Source organism: Streptomyces sp. NPDC057694, assembly GCF_042799415.1.
In the GTDB taxonomy this organism is placed as follows: Bacteria; Actinomycetota; Actinomycetes; order Streptomycetales; family Streptomycetaceae; genus Streptomyces.
The window spans coordinates 12,133-27,160 of record NZ_JBHVIX010000010.1; the positions used below are offsets into that span (position 1 = coordinate 12,133).

At 71.5% G+C, this 15,028-nt stretch carries 15 protein-coding genes; 6 read left to right on the forward strand and 9 right to left on the reverse strand.

Annotated features, from left to right (window positions below; all coding sequences use genetic code 11):
* Nucleotides 1–23: 23 nt before the first annotated feature.
* The 5 genes from ACFVDP_RS22185 to ACFVDP_RS22205 all read right to left on the reverse strand — a co-directional run bounded on the left by ACFVDP_RS22185 (nucleotide 24) and on the right by ACFVDP_RS22205 (nucleotide 5,139).
* Nucleotides 24–1,247, reverse strand: a complete 1,224-nt coding sequence (locus tag ACFVDP_RS22185) for a glycosyltransferase family 4 protein (RefSeq protein WP_383492012.1) — start codon at nucleotides 1,245–1,247, stop codon at nucleotides 24–26.
* Entirely contained in the window at nucleotides 1,244–1,657 is a 414-nt protein-coding gene (locus ACFVDP_RS22190) for a hypothetical protein (RefSeq protein WP_383492015.1), read from the reverse strand. The genes ACFVDP_RS22185 and ACFVDP_RS22190 overlap by 4 nt, the downstream gene beginning before the upstream one ends.
* Complete coding sequence (locus tag ACFVDP_RS22195; protein ID WP_383492018.1) at nucleotides 1,654–2,553, reverse strand: sulfotransferase family protein; 900 nt, start codon at nucleotides 2,551–2,553, stop codon at nucleotides 1,654–1,656. Before ACFVDP_RS22195 ends, ACFVDP_RS22190 begins: the two co-directional genes overlap by 4 nt.
* Nucleotides 2,554–2,654: 101 nt before the next feature.
* Nucleotides 2,655–3,464 carry a PaaX family transcriptional regulator C-terminal domain-containing protein gene (locus ACFVDP_RS22200; protein ID WP_383492021.1) on the reverse strand — a complete coding sequence of 270 codons (810 nt, stop codon included), beginning with the start codon at nucleotides 3,462–3,464 and terminating at the stop codon, nucleotides 2,655–2,657.
* Between the two features lie 4 nt (nucleotides 3,465–3,468).
* Nucleotides 3,469–5,139, reverse strand: a complete 1,671-nt coding sequence (locus ACFVDP_RS22205; RefSeq protein ID WP_383492023.1) for an AMP-binding protein — start codon at nucleotides 5,137–5,139, stop codon at nucleotides 3,469–3,471.
* Nucleotides 5,140–5,240: 101 nt separating this feature from the next.
* Between ACFVDP_RS22205 and ACFVDP_RS22210 the strand changes: the two genes are divergently transcribed.
* The 3 genes from ACFVDP_RS22210 to ACFVDP_RS22220 are packed head-to-tail and all read left to right on the forward strand — an operon-like array spanning nucleotide 5,241 to nucleotide 7,799.
* Complete coding sequence (locus ACFVDP_RS22210; protein ID WP_383492026.1) at nucleotides 5,241–6,533, forward strand: acyl-CoA dehydrogenase family protein; 1,293 nt, start codon at nucleotides 5,241–5,243, stop codon at nucleotides 6,531–6,533.
* Nucleotides 6,530–6,934: a RidA family protein gene (locus tag ACFVDP_RS22215; RefSeq protein ID WP_383492029.1), complete on the forward strand. Its 405-nt coding sequence runs from the start codon at nucleotides 6,530–6,532 to the stop codon at nucleotides 6,932–6,934. Before ACFVDP_RS22210 ends, ACFVDP_RS22215 begins: the two co-directional genes overlap by 4 nt.
* 22 nt (nucleotides 6,935–6,956) lie before the next feature.
* Nucleotides 6,957–7,799, forward strand: coding sequence for an alpha/beta fold hydrolase (locus tag ACFVDP_RS22220; RefSeq protein ID WP_383492032.1), 843 nt, complete (start codon nucleotides 6,957–6,959; stop codon nucleotides 7,797–7,799).
* A 40-nt stretch (nucleotides 7,800–7,839) separates the two neighbouring features.
* On the opposite strand, the gene ACFVDP_RS22225 is transcribed toward ACFVDP_RS22220, so the two are convergent.
* Nucleotides 7,840–9,294 (reverse strand): hypothetical protein, encoded by a 1,455-nt coding sequence (locus ACFVDP_RS22225; protein ID WP_383492035.1) that lies wholly within the window; start codon nucleotides 9,292–9,294, stop codon nucleotides 7,840–7,842.
* 102 nt (nucleotides 9,295–9,396) lie between these two features.
* Complete coding sequence (locus ACFVDP_RS22230) at nucleotides 9,397–10,413, reverse strand: GlxA family transcriptional regulator (RefSeq protein ID WP_383492038.1); 1,017 nt, start codon at nucleotides 10,411–10,413, stop codon at nucleotides 9,397–9,399.
* A 142-nt stretch (nucleotides 10,414–10,555) separates the two neighbouring features.
* Between ACFVDP_RS22230 and ACFVDP_RS22235 the strand changes: the two genes are divergently transcribed.
* The 3 genes from ACFVDP_RS22235 (at nucleotide 10,556) to ACFVDP_RS22245 (ending at nucleotide 13,157) form a co-directional block, all read left to right on the forward strand.
* On the forward strand, nucleotides 10,556–11,143 hold the full coding sequence (locus ACFVDP_RS22235) for an isochorismatase family protein (RefSeq protein WP_383492041.1): 588 nt from the start codon (nucleotides 10,556–10,558) through the stop codon (nucleotides 11,141–11,143).
* Nucleotides 11,140–11,856: an isochorismatase family protein gene (locus tag ACFVDP_RS22240; protein ID WP_383492044.1), complete on the forward strand. Its 717-nt coding sequence runs from the start codon at nucleotides 11,140–11,142 to the stop codon at nucleotides 11,854–11,856. Before ACFVDP_RS22235 ends, ACFVDP_RS22240 begins: the two co-directional genes overlap by 4 nt.
* A 182-nt stretch (nucleotides 11,857–12,038) precedes the next feature.
* Nucleotides 12,039–13,157 carry a hypothetical protein gene (locus ACFVDP_RS22245; RefSeq protein ID WP_383492047.1) on the forward strand — a complete coding sequence of 373 codons (1,119 nt, stop codon included), beginning with the start codon at nucleotides 12,039–12,041 and terminating at the stop codon, nucleotides 13,155–13,157.
* 63 nt (nucleotides 13,158–13,220) lie between these two features.
* On the opposite strand, the gene ACFVDP_RS22250 is transcribed toward ACFVDP_RS22245, so the two are convergent.
* Together ACFVDP_RS22250 and ACFVDP_RS22255 are read right to left on the reverse strand one after the other, a co-directional pair.
* Nucleotides 13,221–14,750, reverse strand: a complete 1,530-nt coding sequence (locus ACFVDP_RS22250) for a helix-turn-helix domain-containing protein (RefSeq protein ID WP_383492049.1) — start codon at nucleotides 14,748–14,750, stop codon at nucleotides 13,221–13,223.
* 63 nt (nucleotides 14,751–14,813) lie between these two features.
* On the reverse strand, nucleotides 14,814–15,020 hold the full coding sequence (locus tag ACFVDP_RS22255) for a DUF4236 domain-containing protein (RefSeq protein ID WP_383492051.1): 207 nt from the start codon (nucleotides 15,018–15,020) through the stop codon (nucleotides 14,814–14,816).
* Nucleotides 15,021–15,028 lie beyond the last annotated feature (8 nt).

Below are 15,028 nucleotides of genomic sequence, written 5' to 3' on the forward strand. Positions count from 1 at the left end.
CCGCAACTCATCGGTGGAGCCTGTCAGTTGGTGGACTGGCCCGTGGTGGTCAGTTCGGTGAAGAGGGCCTCCCAGCGCGGGTGCACCGCGTCCGGGCCGTAGGCCGCCGCCGTCAGGAGCGCCGCCGTGCCCATCTCCGCGCGCAGCCCGCGGTCCGCCATCAGGCGGCTCAGCGCGTCGGCGAGCGCGTCCGGGTCCTGCTCGGGGACGAGCAGTCCGTCGACACCGTGCGTGAGGACGTCGGAGGGGCCCGTCGGGCAGTCGAAGGAGACCACCGGAAGGGCGTGCGCCATCGCCTCGATCATCACCATGGGAAGCCCCTCGAAGCGCGAACTCAGCACGTAGACACTGGCCTTGGCGAGTTCGTCGTCGAGCCGTTCGCTGTGCCCCATCAGGAAGACGTGGTTGTAGAGGTGGTGCTCCTCGATGAGAGCGCGAAGGTGCGCCTTCTTCTCGCCGGTGCCGTAGATCCTCAACTGCCAGTCGGGGTAGGCCTCGACGAGCTTCGCCCACGCCGGGATCAGCAGGTCGAAGCCCTTCTGGGGGAAGAGCCGCCCGGCCGCTACCACGATCCGCGAGCCGTGGTCGGAGGGGATCTGGTCGAGGGAGTGCACGGCGTTGGGGATCCGCACGACACGGGTTCCGGGCAGCAGCCGGGCGTACTCGGCGCGGTCCCGCTCCGTCAGTACGGCGACGGCGGCGAAGGCGCCGTACGTCTCGACGATGCGCCGCTGCACATCGGGCTTGTGCGTGCCGTGGTTCATGTGTTCCTGCGCCACCCGCACCACGCCGTTCGTGGCGTGCGCGGCGGCCAGGAAGTTCAGTGCGGGGCGCGTCGTGACGAGCACCCCGTCGGTCAGCGACCGCAGATAGTCGGCGAGCGCCAGCTCCACCCGGCGCGTGAAGTACCGGGCGCCGAACTCGCCGGCGGGTATCTCCGTGCCGGGCCCGTCGAGGTCCGTGAGCCGGCCGCGCAGGGCGCGCCGCAGCAGCGCGCCGAACCCGCGCGCGGGCGCCTGCGGCTCGGGGCGCCGGCCCTCGCGCATGTCGAGGAGCGTGGTCACGGGAATCCGCTCGTCCAGCGGGAACTGCAACGCGTCACGGTTGCGCAGCGCGCACACGATCTCGACGTCCCAGCCCGCCGCCACCAGGGAGTTGGCCTGGTTGAAGACGGTGCGGATGGTGCCGCCGCGCCCGTAGGCGTGCATGAGCAGATAGCGGATCTTGGGAGGGGTCGGGGCCGTCACGGGCGACACTCCAGGGACAGGTTGTCCTCGACCGTGAAGTACGGCTGCACCCCGAAGTCCGCGCCGGGTACCGGCTGCACCGGGTAGATCATGATCGCCTTCTTGCCGCGGATGTCGTCGAGCTTGCGGCCGACGCGCAGCTTGTGGGTGCCGTCCGTCAGGTGCAGGTCCCACTGCTCGGCGTCCGAGAGGGCTTCTTGAAAAGCGAGTTCGGAGACCTTGAACTCGCCCGCGAAGCGTTCGCCGTCCAGCACGGCGTCATAGCGCAGTACGTGGTCGGTGCGCGAGCGGCGGGTCAGGGTGAGCCGCCAGGAACGCTCCCGGGCCTCGTCCAGGCCGAGCAGCCGGCCGGTCACCCGGATCCGCCCGTCCCGCGGCCACACCTGCTCGACCTCGGCGTGGGGCTTCACTTGAGGTACCCCCAGGCCTTGCACATCGGCTTGAGGATCTCGGGGATCTCGTCGTCCTTCGGCAGCTCGCGGCCCTGCTGGACGGTGCCCGTCCGGATCTTGTCGCGCCAGTCGCCGAGCCCCTTCTGGATCTGGGTCTCGTCGCGCGAGCCGTACTCCAGCATGGAGGGTTCGAAGTCGATGCCGAGGAAGTCGCAGAGGGCGCGCAGCCTGCTCTCGGGGTCGGCGGTCAGCTCCTCGTAGCGCACGGTGTGGCCGCCGGTGAGGCCCTTGCGGGCGTTGTCGACGGCCTTCATGTAGCGCAGCGCGTCCGCGCACGCCTCGTCGTAACTCCGCTTGTCCGGGTCGCCCTCGTGCCAGGATTGGGCGATGGAGACCGGGTGGCGCAGCAGGAAGACGAACCGGGCGTCGGGCCAGCAGTCGCGGATCCGCCGGTAGACGAAGGCGTTGCTGGGCGTCTTCTCCACGATGAAGTCCTTGCCGGACCTGACGAGTTCGCGGTGCATGACGCGGTCCCACAGCAGATGCTCCAGGTCGCCGCGGCTCAGGTCGAGGGCGTCCATGGCCCGCTCCGACAGCTTGCTGCCGTAAGCGACCTCCAGGCGGCGGATGTGCAGCTCGTGCGGGGAGTGCAGCCGCGAGTGCGCGTTCAGCAGCATCCGCAGCAGGGTCGAGCCCGAGCGCACCGGCGACATGATGAAGACCGGCCTGGTGAGCAGCCGGTCCGTGGCCAGGTCGGCGGAGGTCGAGTAGGCGGGCGTGGGCCGCTTGGCCGGCGCGACGGCCGGCTTCGCGGGCTGTACCGGCACCTTCGTCAGCGGCGTCGCGGGTGCTCGTCGCACCTGGAGGCCGGTGGTGGCGGTGAGCGCCCGGTTCATCTTGCGCATCAGACTCATGCGTCCCGACGCTAAAGGCGCTTTCTGAGAAGAGGCACGGAGAAGCCTGAGGGTTCCCTTAGCACGCTTTCATGTGATGCGGATCACCAGCGGCGATGTGTTCATGAAGCGTTCACGAATCGGGCCGCCGCGGTGTGCAGCCGCTCGTGCAGCGCCCGGAACACCGCCGCCGACCGCAGCCCCGGCCACCGCGCGGGCAGCAGCTCGGGCGGCAGCCCCGGATCGGCGTAGGGCAGGTGGCGCCAGGAGTCGAGGGCGAGCAGATGGTCCCGGTAGGCCGCCATCGGCGGGGTGTCCTCGCGCGCCTCCCAGGCCCGCAGCACCGGCCCGTGCTCGTCCAGGAACGCCTCGTGCAGCTCCGCCAGGGCCGCCAGGTCCCACCAGCGCGCCACCGCCTCGGCCGTCGCCGCGAAGCCCAGGTGCTCGCCGGTGAACAGGTCCACGTACCCGGCGCAGCCGGCCCGCTCCAGGGTGTGCCGGGCCTCCGCGTACAGCCCGGCGGGCGCGAGCCACACCCCGGGCGCCGCCGTGCCGAAGCCGAGCCCGGCCAGTGTCGAGCGCAGGACGTGCCGCTTGGCCCGCTCGGACTCCGGGACGGAGAACACGGCGAGCACCCAGCCGGTACCGCCCGGGGCGTCCCCGTACACGCGGCGGTCGCCGTCGTCGAGGAGCTGGCGGGCGTCGTCCGACAGGGCGTAACCGGCGGCTCCGGCAGTGGTGCGCGCGGGAAGCAGCAGCCCGCGCCGCTTCAGCCGGGACACCGCCGAGCGCACCGACGGCGCGTCGACCCCGGCCGCGCCGAGCAGCCGGATCAGCTCGGCGACCGGGACGGGCCCGGGGAAGCCGCGCCCGTGGGCGCCGTACAGGGTGACGATCAACGACCGGGGCGTATGCGGGGTCTGCTCGGACACGTGATCACTTTACGGTTCCGGGCGCCGCGGGGCCGGGCTCGCTCTCGGCGGCTCCCGGCTCGCGCAGCCGGAACCGCTGGAGCTTCCCGGTGGCGGTGCGCGGCAGCGCGTCCAGGAACACGATCTCGCGCGGGCACTTGTACGGCACCAGCTCCGCCTTCACGAACTCCCGGAGCGCCTCGGCGTTCTGGCCCGCCCCCGCCCGCAGCACCACGTACGCCACCGCGATCTGCCCTCGCGAGGCGTCGGGCCGCCCCACGACGGCCGCCTCGGCCACATCGGGGTGGCGCAGCAGCGCGTCCTCGACCTCGGGGCCCGCGATGTTGTACCCGGCGGAAATGATCATGTCGTCGGCGCGGGCCACGTACCGGAAGTAGCCGTCGGGATCACGCACGTACGTGTCGCCCGTGATGTTCCAGCCGTGCCGCACGTACACGCTCTGCCGCGGGTCGGCGAGATAGCGGCAGCCGACGGGCCCGCGCACGGCGAGCAGCCCCGGCTCGCCGTCCGGCAGGCCGTTTCCCGCCCCGTCGACCACGCGCGCCCGCCAGCCCGGCACGGGCACCCCGGTCGTGCCGGGTCGGGCGGCGTCGTCGGCGGCCGAGATGAAGATGTGCAGGAGTTCCGTGGCACCGATGCCGTTGATGAGGCGCAGCCCCGTCGCCTCGTGCCAGGCGTGCCAGGTGGCGGCCGGGAGGTTCTCCCCGGCGGAGACGCAGCGGCGCAGTGACGTGAGGTCGTACGAGGTGCGGGCCGGGTCCGCGAGCATCGCCCGGTAGGCCGTCGGCGCGGTGAACAGGACCGACACCCGGTGCTCGGCGACGGCCGCCAACAGCCTTGGCGGGCGCGCCTGTTCGAGCAGCAGCGCCGAGGCTCCGGCGCGCAGCGGGAAGATCACGAGCCCGCCGAGCCCGAAGGTGAAGCCGAGCGGCGGACTGCCCGCGAAGACGTCGTCCGGGGTGGGCGCCAGCACGTGCCGGGAGAACGTGTCGGCGATCGCGAGCACGTCCCGGTGGAAGTGCATGCAGCCTTTGGGCCGCCCGGTCGTCCCGGACGTGAAGGCGATCAGCGCGACGTCGTCGGCGGAGGTGCGCACGGCCTCGTACGCGGACGGTTTCGTGGCCGCGCGGCGCAGCAGGTCGTCGGGCCCGTCCCCGCCGAACGGGGTGATCCGCAGCCCGGGTGCCTCGGCCTTCACCAGATCGTCGAGGGACCGTACGTCGCACAGGGCGTGCCGGACCTGCGCGATGTCGCACATCGTGGCCAGCTCGGCCGCCCGCGCCTGGGCGAGCACGGTCACCGCGACGCCGCCCGCCTTCATCACGGCGAGCCAGCAGGCGGCGAGGTGCGGGGTGGTGGGGCCGCGCAGCAGGACGCGGTTGCCGGGGACGACGCCCAGCTCGTCGGTGAGCACGTGCGCGATCCGGTCGACGGTGGCTCTCAGCTCGCCGTACGTCCACGAGGGCCGGCCGGGGGAGTGGAACGCGGGACGGTCCGCGCCGACCCGCTCCACGGTCGCGTCCAGCAGCTCGGCGCCGCAGTTCAGGACATCGGGGTAGCGCAGCTCGGGCCGGTCCAGGAGCAGGCCCGGCCACTGCTCGGCGGGCGGCAGATGGTCGCGCGCGAAGGTGTCGACGTGCCCCGAGGGGAGAAGTGAGCCGAGCGGATGGTTCATGGCCGGGTGCCCCCTTGCCGTCGCGTGGTCGCCCGCCGACATCGCACTCCAACCGTATCGTGATGGTGACGACAGTCAACGGGGCGCGATACGGTGCATGCATGGGCACCTTCTCGCTCGATCCCGACCAGTCGGCCTGGTGCGCGGAACTGCGCGGCCTCGCGCGACAGCATCTGGCCCCCCTCGCGGAGAAGGGCGAGCCGGGCCGGGTCAACCGCCCGCTCGTCGCGGAGCTCGGCCGACTCGGCCTGCTGGAGCGGCTGTTCACGTCCGGGGCGCTCGATCTGTGCCTGATGCGCGAGTCGCTGGCCCAGGTCTCCACGGAGGCGGAGACGGCCCTGGCCCTCCAGGGCCTCGGCGCCCACCCGGTCCACGCCTACGGCACCGAACCCCAGCGCACCCACTGGCTCCCCGAGGTCCGCGCGGGCCGAGCGGTAGCGGCCTTCGCCCTGAGCGAGCCGGCAGCAGGCTCCGACGCGGCAGCCTTGGAACTCCGAGCACAAGAGCAGCCCCGCCAGGGGCGCGGGGAACTGCGCGAGCAACCACAGGCGCCCCGTAAGGGGCGCGGGGAACTGCGCGACCAGCCACGACGAGACCCGCACGCGCCGACGGCGAATGAGCCCCGCCAGGGGCGCGGGGAACTGCGCGACCAGCCACGACGAGACGAGCACCCACCCACCCACACCTGGCTCCTCACCGGCGAGAAGACCTGGATCTCCAACGCCCCGGAAGCCGACTTCTACACCGTCTTCGCCCGCACCGGACCCCCCGAATCCCGAGCCGGAGGCGTCACCGCGTTCCTGGTACCGGCCGACCGCCCCGGCCTCACCGGCACCCCCCTCGACATGCTCTCCCCCCACCCCATCGGCACCCTCACCTTCGACGAGGTCCCGGTGACCGAGGCCGACGTACTGGGAGAGCCCGGCCAGGGCTTCCGCGTGGCCATGAACACCCTCAACCTCTTCCGCCCCAGCGTCGGCGCGTTCGCCCTCGGCATGGCCCAGGCGGCGCTCGAAGCGACCCTCGCGCACACCGCCCGCCGCGAGGCGTTCGGCGGCCCGCTCAAGGACCTCCAGACCGTGGCCCACCAGGTCGCCGACATGGCGCTGCGCGTCGAGTCCGCCCGCCTCATGGTGTACGCGGCGGCATCCGCGTACGACGAGGGCGCCGACGGCGTGCCGGGCCGGGCCGCGATGGCCAAACTCCTCGCCACCGAGACGGCCCAGCACGTCGTCGACACGGCGGTCCAGCTGCACGGCGCGCGGGCCCTGCGCCGTGGCCATCTCCTGGAGCACCTGTACCGGGAGGTGCGCGCGCCCCGGATCTACGAGGGCGCCTCGGAGATCCAACGTGCCATCATCGCCCGTGAGTTGTACAAGGAGGCAGCCCGATGAGCCGTGAGCCGAACCGGGTGAACCCACCCGAACTCTCCCCGCCCAGCGGCTTCTCGCACGCCGTCGTCGCCTCGGGCGGCCGCCTCGTCCTGCTCGCCGGGCAGACGGCACTGGACACCGACGGCAAGATCGTGGGGGAGGACCTGCCCGCCCAGTTCACCCGCGCCCTCACCAACCTGCTCACCGCGCTGCGCCACGCGGGCGGCGCCCCGGCGGACCTGGGCCGGGTCACCGTGTACGCGACGGACGTGGCCGACTACCGCGCGCACGCCCGTGAACTCGGCGCCATCTGGCAGAGGTTGGCGGGCCGCGACTATCCGGCGATGGCGGTGATCGGCGTGACCCGGCTCTGGGACGAGGCGGCCCTGGTGGAACTGGACGGGATCGCGGTCCTGCCCTGAGCCCGCGCGTAGGCTCGGCCGCATGACGACGCAGCAGATCGAACTCGCCGTAGGTCCGATCGCCTACGAGGACACCGGCGGCGACGGCACCCCGGTCGTCCTTCTGCACGGTCCCGCCCAGGACGGCACGGTGTGGCGGCACGTCGTGGACGAACTCGGCGCGTCCGTACGGTGCATCGTGCCGACCCTCCCGTACGGCAGCCACCGCACCCCGCTGCGTCCGGGCGCCCGGCTCTCGCCGCGCACCATGGCCCTGCTCATCGGCGAGTTCGCCGACGCGCTGAAGCTCGGCGACGACACGGTGTTCGTGGAGAACGACGCGGGCCGCCTCCAGCAACTCGTCGCCCAGCGGCCCGAGCGGGTGGGCCGGATGGTCGTCGCGGGCTGCGAGGCCTTCGACAACTACCCGCCGGGCGTGCCCGGCAAGATGCTGGAGATGGCCGCCCGCGTCCCGGGCGGCGTCGCCTTCCACGCCTGGATGCTGTCCGTACGCCCGGTGCGGCGGATCCCCGGCCTCGGATTCGCCGTGATGTCCCGGCGTCCCGTCCCGCACGAGCTGCTCGACCGCTGGATCGAGCCGCTGCGCAAGGACCCGGCGGCCCGCGCGGTCCTCGTCGACTACCTCCGTGCGAGTGTGCGGACGGAGATGATGGACACCGTGGACGCGCTGCGCGCGTACGACCGCCCGGCGCTGGTCGTCTGGGGCAGACAGGACCGGCTGAACCCGATCGCGCACGGCCGTCGGCTCGCCGAACTCCTGCCGCAGGGACGGCTGGTGGAGCTGGACGACTGCGGAACGCTGATCCCGCTCGACCAGCCGCGGGCGTTCGCGGCGGCGATCGAGGAGTTCGTGACGCGGACCTGAGGGGGCGCGATCCTCGGCAGCGGGGTTCGGCAGCGGGGGTTCAGCGGGCGAACCCGGACGACAGGAACGCGACCTCGTCCCGCGTCGAGATGCCCTCCGCGATCCACCAGTGCGTGAGGTCGTCCCGGCCGCCGTCGGTGGACGCGTGCAGTCCCCAGCCCCAGACGAGTTCGTCCTTGCCGTCGCCGTCGAAGTCGGCGACCTCGACCACGTGGGCGCCACGCCGCGCGGCCGACATCTTCTTGCCCGCGACCTCGGCGGGCCCCTGCCGCCGTACGACCGTCTGCGCGTCGCTTCCCTCGGCCAGGCTCACCCCGCCGGCGCTCGCGGTGAGCAGCAGCGCGTCGCGGCCGTCGCCGTCCGGGTCGGCCGCCCGATAGAAGCCGTGGGACGCAACCCGCAGCCCTTCCGGATCCGGCAGCCGGTATGTCACCGGATCGCCGCCGTCGCCCGGGTACACGGCCAGCGAACCGTCGACGTCCGCCGCCTCGGTCTCGTAGCCGGGCTCGTTGTTGCGGCCGCCGTCGTCACCGACGGCCAGATCGCGCTTGCCGTCCCCGTCGAAGTCGCCGAACGCGTGGGCGTTGCCCTTGCGGACCTTGACGCCGTGGCCCGAGCGGACATCGGCGTACCAGACGCCGTCCTCCTGCTCGCCGTCGTCCGTCGTGCGCACCAGTAGGCCGGTCCTGCGCGGGTGTCGGGGGTCGACGTCGTCCGCGATGAGGCCGCCGCGCGCGGGCAGGGTCCCCGTGCGGGCCGCCGCCCCGCTCGACCGGTCGAAGGGCCCGTACAGGATCCACACCGTGTTCTGCTCGCCCGCGTCCTGCCCGGCGAGGTCCAGGTGTCCGTCGCCGTCGAAGTCGCCGCGCACCGGGCCGGACATGCCGAGCTTCGCCGCGGCGGGCAGCCGGATCCGGATCGCGCGGCCGCCGGCCGGGCCGTTCGCCGAGCCCCAGGTCACGTACGGTTCCAGGCGCTGGCCCGTGGTGAGCCCGTCGGTGGCCCGCTCTCCGGGCACGGTGTCGACGTAGTCGGGGAACCCGTCACCGTCGAGATCGGCGGTGACGATGTCGTCGGCGGAGATGCTGTCCGCGCTGCCTCCGGAGACGGGGTCGTGGGCGGGCAGCCCGAAGTCCCCGCGCTCGTGGACGACCCGCGTCGTGGGGTCGAGCCCGTGCGCCGAGCCGAACACGACGGCGATGCGCTGGTCCGCCCCGGACTGGTCGGACGCCCCGGTCGCGGGGCGCGTCGACACGGTCATCAGCAGATCCGGATGCCCGTCCCCGTTGAGATCGTCGGGGTCCTTCGACCCCTGTCCCGCCGCGGGCGCCCGGCTCGCCCGGGGCGCCCGCGGACCGTCCGCCGCCGAACTGCGCTGCGCAGAAGGTGACTTGTCGCTCCGCGATCCGGCGTCCCCGCTCCCGCACCCCGTGAGCAGGACGAGAGCGAGACCGGCGGAGAGGACGAGGGGGGAGCGGTGCCGAGGAGGCTTCATCCGCCCACCTTCACACCTCGCCCCCACCCGTACCCCTGTTCGCTACCGGATCGTTGCCGTCGCCACCGCGCCGGCGCGCGTCAGGGAGCCTGCCGACGCGCTTCAGGGGGTCTGCGGAACCCTGAACCGTCGCCGGTACTCCGTCGGCGTCGTGCCGACCTGGCGCCGGAACGCCCGCACCAGTGTGTCCACCGTCCCGAACCCGCAGACGGACGCGATCCGTTCGAGCGTGGCGTCCGACGACTCCAGTTCGTGCCGGGCCTTCTCCACCCGCACCGACTCGATGTAGGCGTGCGGGGTCGTGCCCAGTTCGGTCTTGAACAGCCGGGTCAGATGCCGGTCGCTGACGTGCGCGTACGCGGCGAGGTCGCCGACCGTGAGGGGCTCGGCGACATGGCGCAGGATGTGATGGCGCAGATCCTCGATCCGCCGCGTCGTGGAGACCTGCTCCAGCGGAACGCTGAACTGGCTCTGCCCGCTGGGGCGTTTGAGGTACATGACGAGCTGGCGGGCGACGCGCAGGGCGACCGCCTCGCCGAGGTCTTCGGCGATCAGGGCGAGGGACAGATCGAGGCAGGCGCTGATCCCGGCGCCGGTCCACACATTGTCCTCGCGGATGAAGATCGGGTCGGCGTCGACCTTCACCGCCGGGTGATCGGCGGCCAGTTGGGACGCCGTCGACCAGTGCGTGGTGGCCCGCTTGCCGTCGAGCAGGCCCGCCGCGGCCAGCAGATGCGCGCCCACGCACACCGAGGTGATCCGGTGCGTCCGCGCGGCGAGCACCTTCACCCAGTCGACCAGGTCCGGGTCGACGAGCGGCCGCGCCCGGCGCTCCGCGTCCAGCTCCACAGCCCCCGGCACGATGAGCGTGTCGATGGCACCGGCCGCGACGTCCGCGAAGGTGCGGTCCGGCAGGACGCGGACCCCGGCGCCGGTGGTGACGGGGTCCAGGGTCCGGGCGGCCAGCACCACCTCGTACCCGGCGGCCTCGTCGGTCTCGCGCAGGGCCAGCGAGAACACCTCGGGGGGACCGGTGACATCGAGCAGGTCGACGCCTTCGAAGAGCACGACGACGATCAGCCGCCCGGCCGCGTCCGCCACAGTTCCTCCCGCAGTCACAGTTCCTCCCCCAGCCGCATGTCGGTATCTGCATGTTAGACGTCATTGCCGACGTCACAGCGGGCTCATAGCGTGGTGGACGCGGCCCGGCGGAACACCACGGGCCGCGCCTCTCCCACGTAACTCCGAAGGCGGTACACCCATGTCCCGAACCACGCTGCGCGAGCTCAACGGCTTCGACCAGGCGCCCGCGAAGCTGGCCGACTCGACGCTGATCCTGATCGACTTCCAGAACACCTACACCCAGGGCGTCATGGAACTCGACGGCTGGGAGAAGTCCCTCGACGCCGCCGCGCAGCTGCTGGCCCGGGCCCGGGAGGCAGGCACCAAGGTCGTGCACGTCATCAATGACGGCGGCCCCGGGACCCCGTACGACATCCGGGCGGAGATCGGCCAGATCCACCCGAGGCTCACGCCCGTCGACGGCGAGCCGGTGGTCGTGAAGCAGGCCCCGAACGCGTTCGTCGGCACCGACCTGGACACGCACCTCAAGGAGGGGCAGGACGTCGTCATCGCGGGCTGGATGACCCACATGTGCGTGGCGTTCACCGCGCAGGGCGCGTTCCTGAACGGCAACCGCCCGACCGTCGTCGCCGAGGCCACCGCGACCCGCTCGCTCCCGGTCGCGGGCACCGACATCGACGCCTGCCAGGTGCACTACAGCGCGCTCGCCACCATCGCCGACCTGTACGGGGTCGTGGTTCCCACGCAGAAGGAGATCGTCCGATGAAGCTGCTCCGTTCGGCCGCCGCGCTGGGCGCCGCCGCCGTGCTCGCCGCCACGATGACGGCATGTGGCGGGAGCTCCGAGGCCGCCACCCGCACCGACGGCGGCAAGCAGCGTGCCACGCAGAACCACGCGAAGGACACGACGACGCTGCGGCAGCTGATGAAGCTGGACGAGACACCGGCGAAGCTGTCCAACGCCACGCTGGTCCTCGTCGACTACCAGAACGTGTACACCGACGGCGCGATGGAGCTCACCGGCTGGCGCGAGGCCGTCAAGAACACCAGGGCGCTCCTGGACCGGGCCCGCAAGGCGCACACGCCCGTCGTCCACATCGTGGAGAAGGGCTACGACCTCACGTCGAAGGCCGGGCAGATCATCCCGGCGCTCAAGCCGGTCAAGGGCGAGACCGTCGTCGAGAAGGCCGTCCCCAACGGCTTCCACGACACGAACCTCGACGCGGAACTCAAGAAGACCGGCCGCAAGAACGTCATCATCGCCGGCTTCATGACCCACATGTGCACCCTCTTCACCACCGAGGGTGCCGTCTACAACGGCTACCACCCGACCGTGATCGGCGACGCCTCCGCGACCCGCCCGCTCCCGGTCGAGGGCAACCCGCGGGGCATCCCGGCCCGGCAGGTGCACGAGGCTGCGCTCGCCACGATCCAGGACCGCTTCGGCGTCGTCGTGCCCCAGCAGCGCGACCTCAAGTAGCCCACGGCTCCACCACGTTCGGCAGGGAAAGAGCTGCAGCTCTTTCCCTGCTCACCGCTGACCCCCCATCTCCCCCCCATCCCCCCATCCCCCCATCCCCCCATCCCCCCAACCGAAGGTCCCCCCATGTCCGACCAGCAGTTCTCGACAACCCTCTCGACATCCCGATGGAGAAAACGAAGATGGCTACGCGCAGAGGTTTTATAGGCGGCGCCACCGGTGTCGGCACCGCGGCCCTGCTCGGCTACTCGGCGAGCCCGAGCGCCGCCGACACCGTGACCGCGGCGGCGGTCACCCAGACACAGGCGCGCGAGTCGATGTTCGCGGTGAACGCGGGCATGCGCGCCAACTACGCGACGCTCAAAGCCGAGTTGATCAAGCACCTGTCCCCGGTGGTCGTCGTCCAGAACGACGCCAAGGGCGGCCGGTTCACCCTCGTGACCAAGGACGGGCAGGAGTCCGTCAACCCCGTCTCGCAGACCTTCGAGCTGGCGAAGTCCATCGCCCACACCCCGCTCGGCGTCTTCTCGGTGATCGCCTCGTATCTCGCGGACAAGATCCCGAACCTGCCGAACGCGGACCGCATCGACCCGCACGACCTGATGATGGTCGCCTTCAACGACGACACGTCCACCGCCTGGATCGAGCCCCTGAAGGCCTACGCCACCAAGCTCTCCACGGCCCGCCAGAACCTCGCGTCCGCCGGACTGCCGGCCGCGCTGCAGACGTCCTGCGCCACGATCCTCGACGGCGCCCTCGCCTTCATCAAGACCTCCGTCGCCGCCAAGCGCTTCGACATGGCGTCGTTCGAGGAGTTCTCCGGCAGCGTCTACCCGGCCATCCGCACCAACATGGAGCACGCCTCGCAGGCCCAGATCAAGGGCGTGCAGGACATCATGAAGACCTGGCGCGCCAAGATCGGCGAGACGGCGTGGGCGGACCTCTACTGCGTGGTGATCTCGCAGTGGACCACCAGCGTGCTCAACCAGAACACCATCATCATCAAGGACTGCATGAACGCGGCGAAGGTCGCCACTCACCTGATCGACCTGCCCGGCCTTGAGCCTCCGGCGGACCCGGTCTTCACCGCGCTCGACAACCTCGCCCGCATCGTGCAGGACAACATCGCCGCGGAGATGGTGTTCCCGAAGGACACGGTCGTCGCCGACGCCCTCAAAGGCCAGCAGGACCTGCTCTCCGACGAGATCCTGAACCAGCTCGGCAGCACCAACGTGACGGCACAGGCCGCCCCGCTCTACAACACGGTCGCCACCCCGGGGGTGTGCCCGGTCCGGAAGTAGCCGTACGCGCCGCGGCGGCCCCTCCCGGAGGGGGAGGAGCCGCCGCGGCACCGTGCGCCGGGGCTAGATGTCCCGGAACGTCTCGATCTGCGCGCCCACGGAGTTCAAGCGCTCCGCCAGCTCCTCGTAACCGCGGTTGATCACATACACGTTGCGCAGCACCGACGTGCCCTCGGCCGCCATCATCGCCAGCAGCACGACCACGGCCGGGCGCAGGGCCGGCGGGCACATCATCTCCGCCGCGCGCCAGCGCGTCGGGCCCTCGACCAGGACCCGGTGCGGGTCGAGGAGCTGGAGACGGCCGCCGAGCCGGTTGAGGTCCGTCAGGTAGATCGCGCGGTTGTCGTAGACCCAGTCGTGGATGAGGGTCTTGCCCTGGGCCGAGGCCGCGATCGCCGCGAAGAACGGCACGTTGTCGATGTTCAGGCCCGGGAACGGCATCGGGTGGATCTTGTCGATCGGCGCCTCCAGTTTGGAGGGACGGACCGTGAGGTCGACCAGGCGCGTGCGGCCGTTGTCCGCGACGTACTCCGCCGAGCGGTCGTGGTCGAGGCCCATCTCCTCCAGGACCGCGAGTTCGATCTCCAGGAACTCGATCGGGACGCGCTTGACGGTGAGTTCGGACTCCGTGACGACCGCGGCGGCCAGCAGGCTCATCGCCTCGACCGGGTCCTCGGACGGCGAGTAGTCGACGTCCACGTCGATCTTCGGCACGCCGTGCACCGTCAGCGTCGTGGTGCCGACGCCCTCGACCTTGACGCCCAGGGTCTCCAGGAAGAAGCACAGGTCCTGGACCATGTAGTTCGACGACGCGTTGCGGATGACCGTCCGGCCGTCGTGGCGGGCCGCCGCCAGCAGCGCGTTCTCCGTCACCGTGTCGCCGCGCTCGGTCAGCACGATCGGGCGGTCCGGGGCGACGTCCCGCTCCACCTGCGCGTGGTACAGCCCTTCAGTGGCCGCGATGTCCAGGCCGAACCGGCGCAGCGCGATCATGTGCGGCTCGATCGTGCGCGTGCCGAGGTCGCAACCGCCCGCGTACGGCAGCCTGAAGCGGTCCATGCGGTGCAGCAGCGGGCCGAGGAACATGATGATCGAGCGCGTGCGGCGGGCCGCGACCTCGTCGATGGCGTCCATGTCGAGGTCGGCGGGCGGCACGATCTCCAGGTCGACGCCGTCGTTGATCCAACGGGTGCGCACACCGATGGAGTTGAGGACCTCCAGGAGCCGGTAGACCTCTTCGATCCGGGCCACGCGGCGCAGCACCGTGCGCCCGTCGTTCAGCAGCGACGCGCACAGCAGTGCCACACACGCGTTCTTGCTCGTCTTGACGTCGATCGAGCCCGACAGGCGGCGCCCGCCGACGACGCGCAGATGCATCGGGCCCGCGTAACCGAGGGACACGATCTCGCTGTCGAGGGCCTCGCCGATCCGGGCGATCATCTCAAGGCTGATGTTCTGGTTGCCGCGCTCGATCCTGTTCACAGCGCTCTGGCTGGTGCCGAGCGCCTCGGCGAGCTGCGCCTGCGTCCAGCCCCGGTGCTGGCGGGCGTCGCGGATGAGCTTGCCGATGCGTACGAGGTAGTCGTCTGCCATAGGGGCACGTTATCTCAGATATGAGATGACGCATTTCGGGGGGTCCAACAGGGTGAGGCGGTGTCAGTGACCCCTGCTGCGCTTGGTGGTCGTCTTCCGCCAGCCGAACGGGCCGGGGAGGTCCATGGAGGTCGTGCGGCGGCCCGTGCTGCTGTGCGTGTGCTTCGGCCCGTGGGAGCCGCCCCCGGTCGTGATCGACCAGGACTTGCGGTTGATGTTGAGCCGCACCCCGGGGAGGATGCGGAAACTCTTGCGGAATGTGAGGGGCATGGGCTGGT

Excerpts from the sequence above, each read along its gene's own strand:
- ACFVDP_RS22195 (WP_383492018.1), bottom strand. The coding sequence starts at position 2,553 with ATGAGTCTGATGCGCAAGATGAACCGGGCGCTCACCGCCACCACCGGC.
- ACFVDP_RS22205 (WP_383492023.1), bottom strand. The coding sequence starts at position 5,139 with ATGAACCATCCGCTCGGCTCACTTCTCCCCTCGGGGCACGTCGACACC.
- ACFVDP_RS22210 (WP_383492026.1), top strand. The coding sequence starts at position 5,241 with ATGGGCACCTTCTCGCTCGATCCCGACCAGTCGGCCTGGTGCGCGGAA.
- ACFVDP_RS22215 (WP_383492029.1), top strand. The coding sequence starts at position 6,530 with ATGAGCCGTGAGCCGAACCGGGTGAACCCACCCGAACTCTCCCCGCCC.
- ACFVDP_RS22220 (WP_383492032.1), top strand. The coding sequence starts at position 6,957 with ATGACGACGCAGCAGATCGAACTCGCCGTAGGTCCGATCGCCTACGAG.
- ACFVDP_RS22225 (WP_383492035.1), bottom strand. The coding sequence starts at position 9,294 with ATGAAGCCTCCTCGGCACCGCTCCCCCCTCGTCCTCTCCGCCGGTCTC.
- ACFVDP_RS22235 (WP_383492041.1), top strand. The coding sequence starts at position 10,556 with ATGTCCCGAACCACGCTGCGCGAGCTCAACGGCTTCGACCAGGCGCCC.
- ACFVDP_RS22240 (WP_383492044.1), top strand. The coding sequence starts at position 11,140 with ATGAAGCTGCTCCGTTCGGCCGCCGCGCTGGGCGCCGCCGCCGTGCTC.
- ACFVDP_RS22245 (WP_383492047.1), top strand. The coding sequence starts at position 12,039 with ATGGCTACGCGCAGAGGTTTTATAGGCGGCGCCACCGGTGTCGGCACC.
- ACFVDP_RS22250 (WP_383492049.1), bottom strand. The coding sequence starts at position 14,750 with ATGGCAGACGACTACCTCGTACGCATCGGCAAGCTCATCCGCGACGCC.
- ACFVDP_RS22255 (WP_383492051.1), bottom strand. The coding sequence starts at position 15,020 with ATGCCCCTCACATTCCGCAAGAGTTTCCGCATCCTCCCCGGGGTGCGG.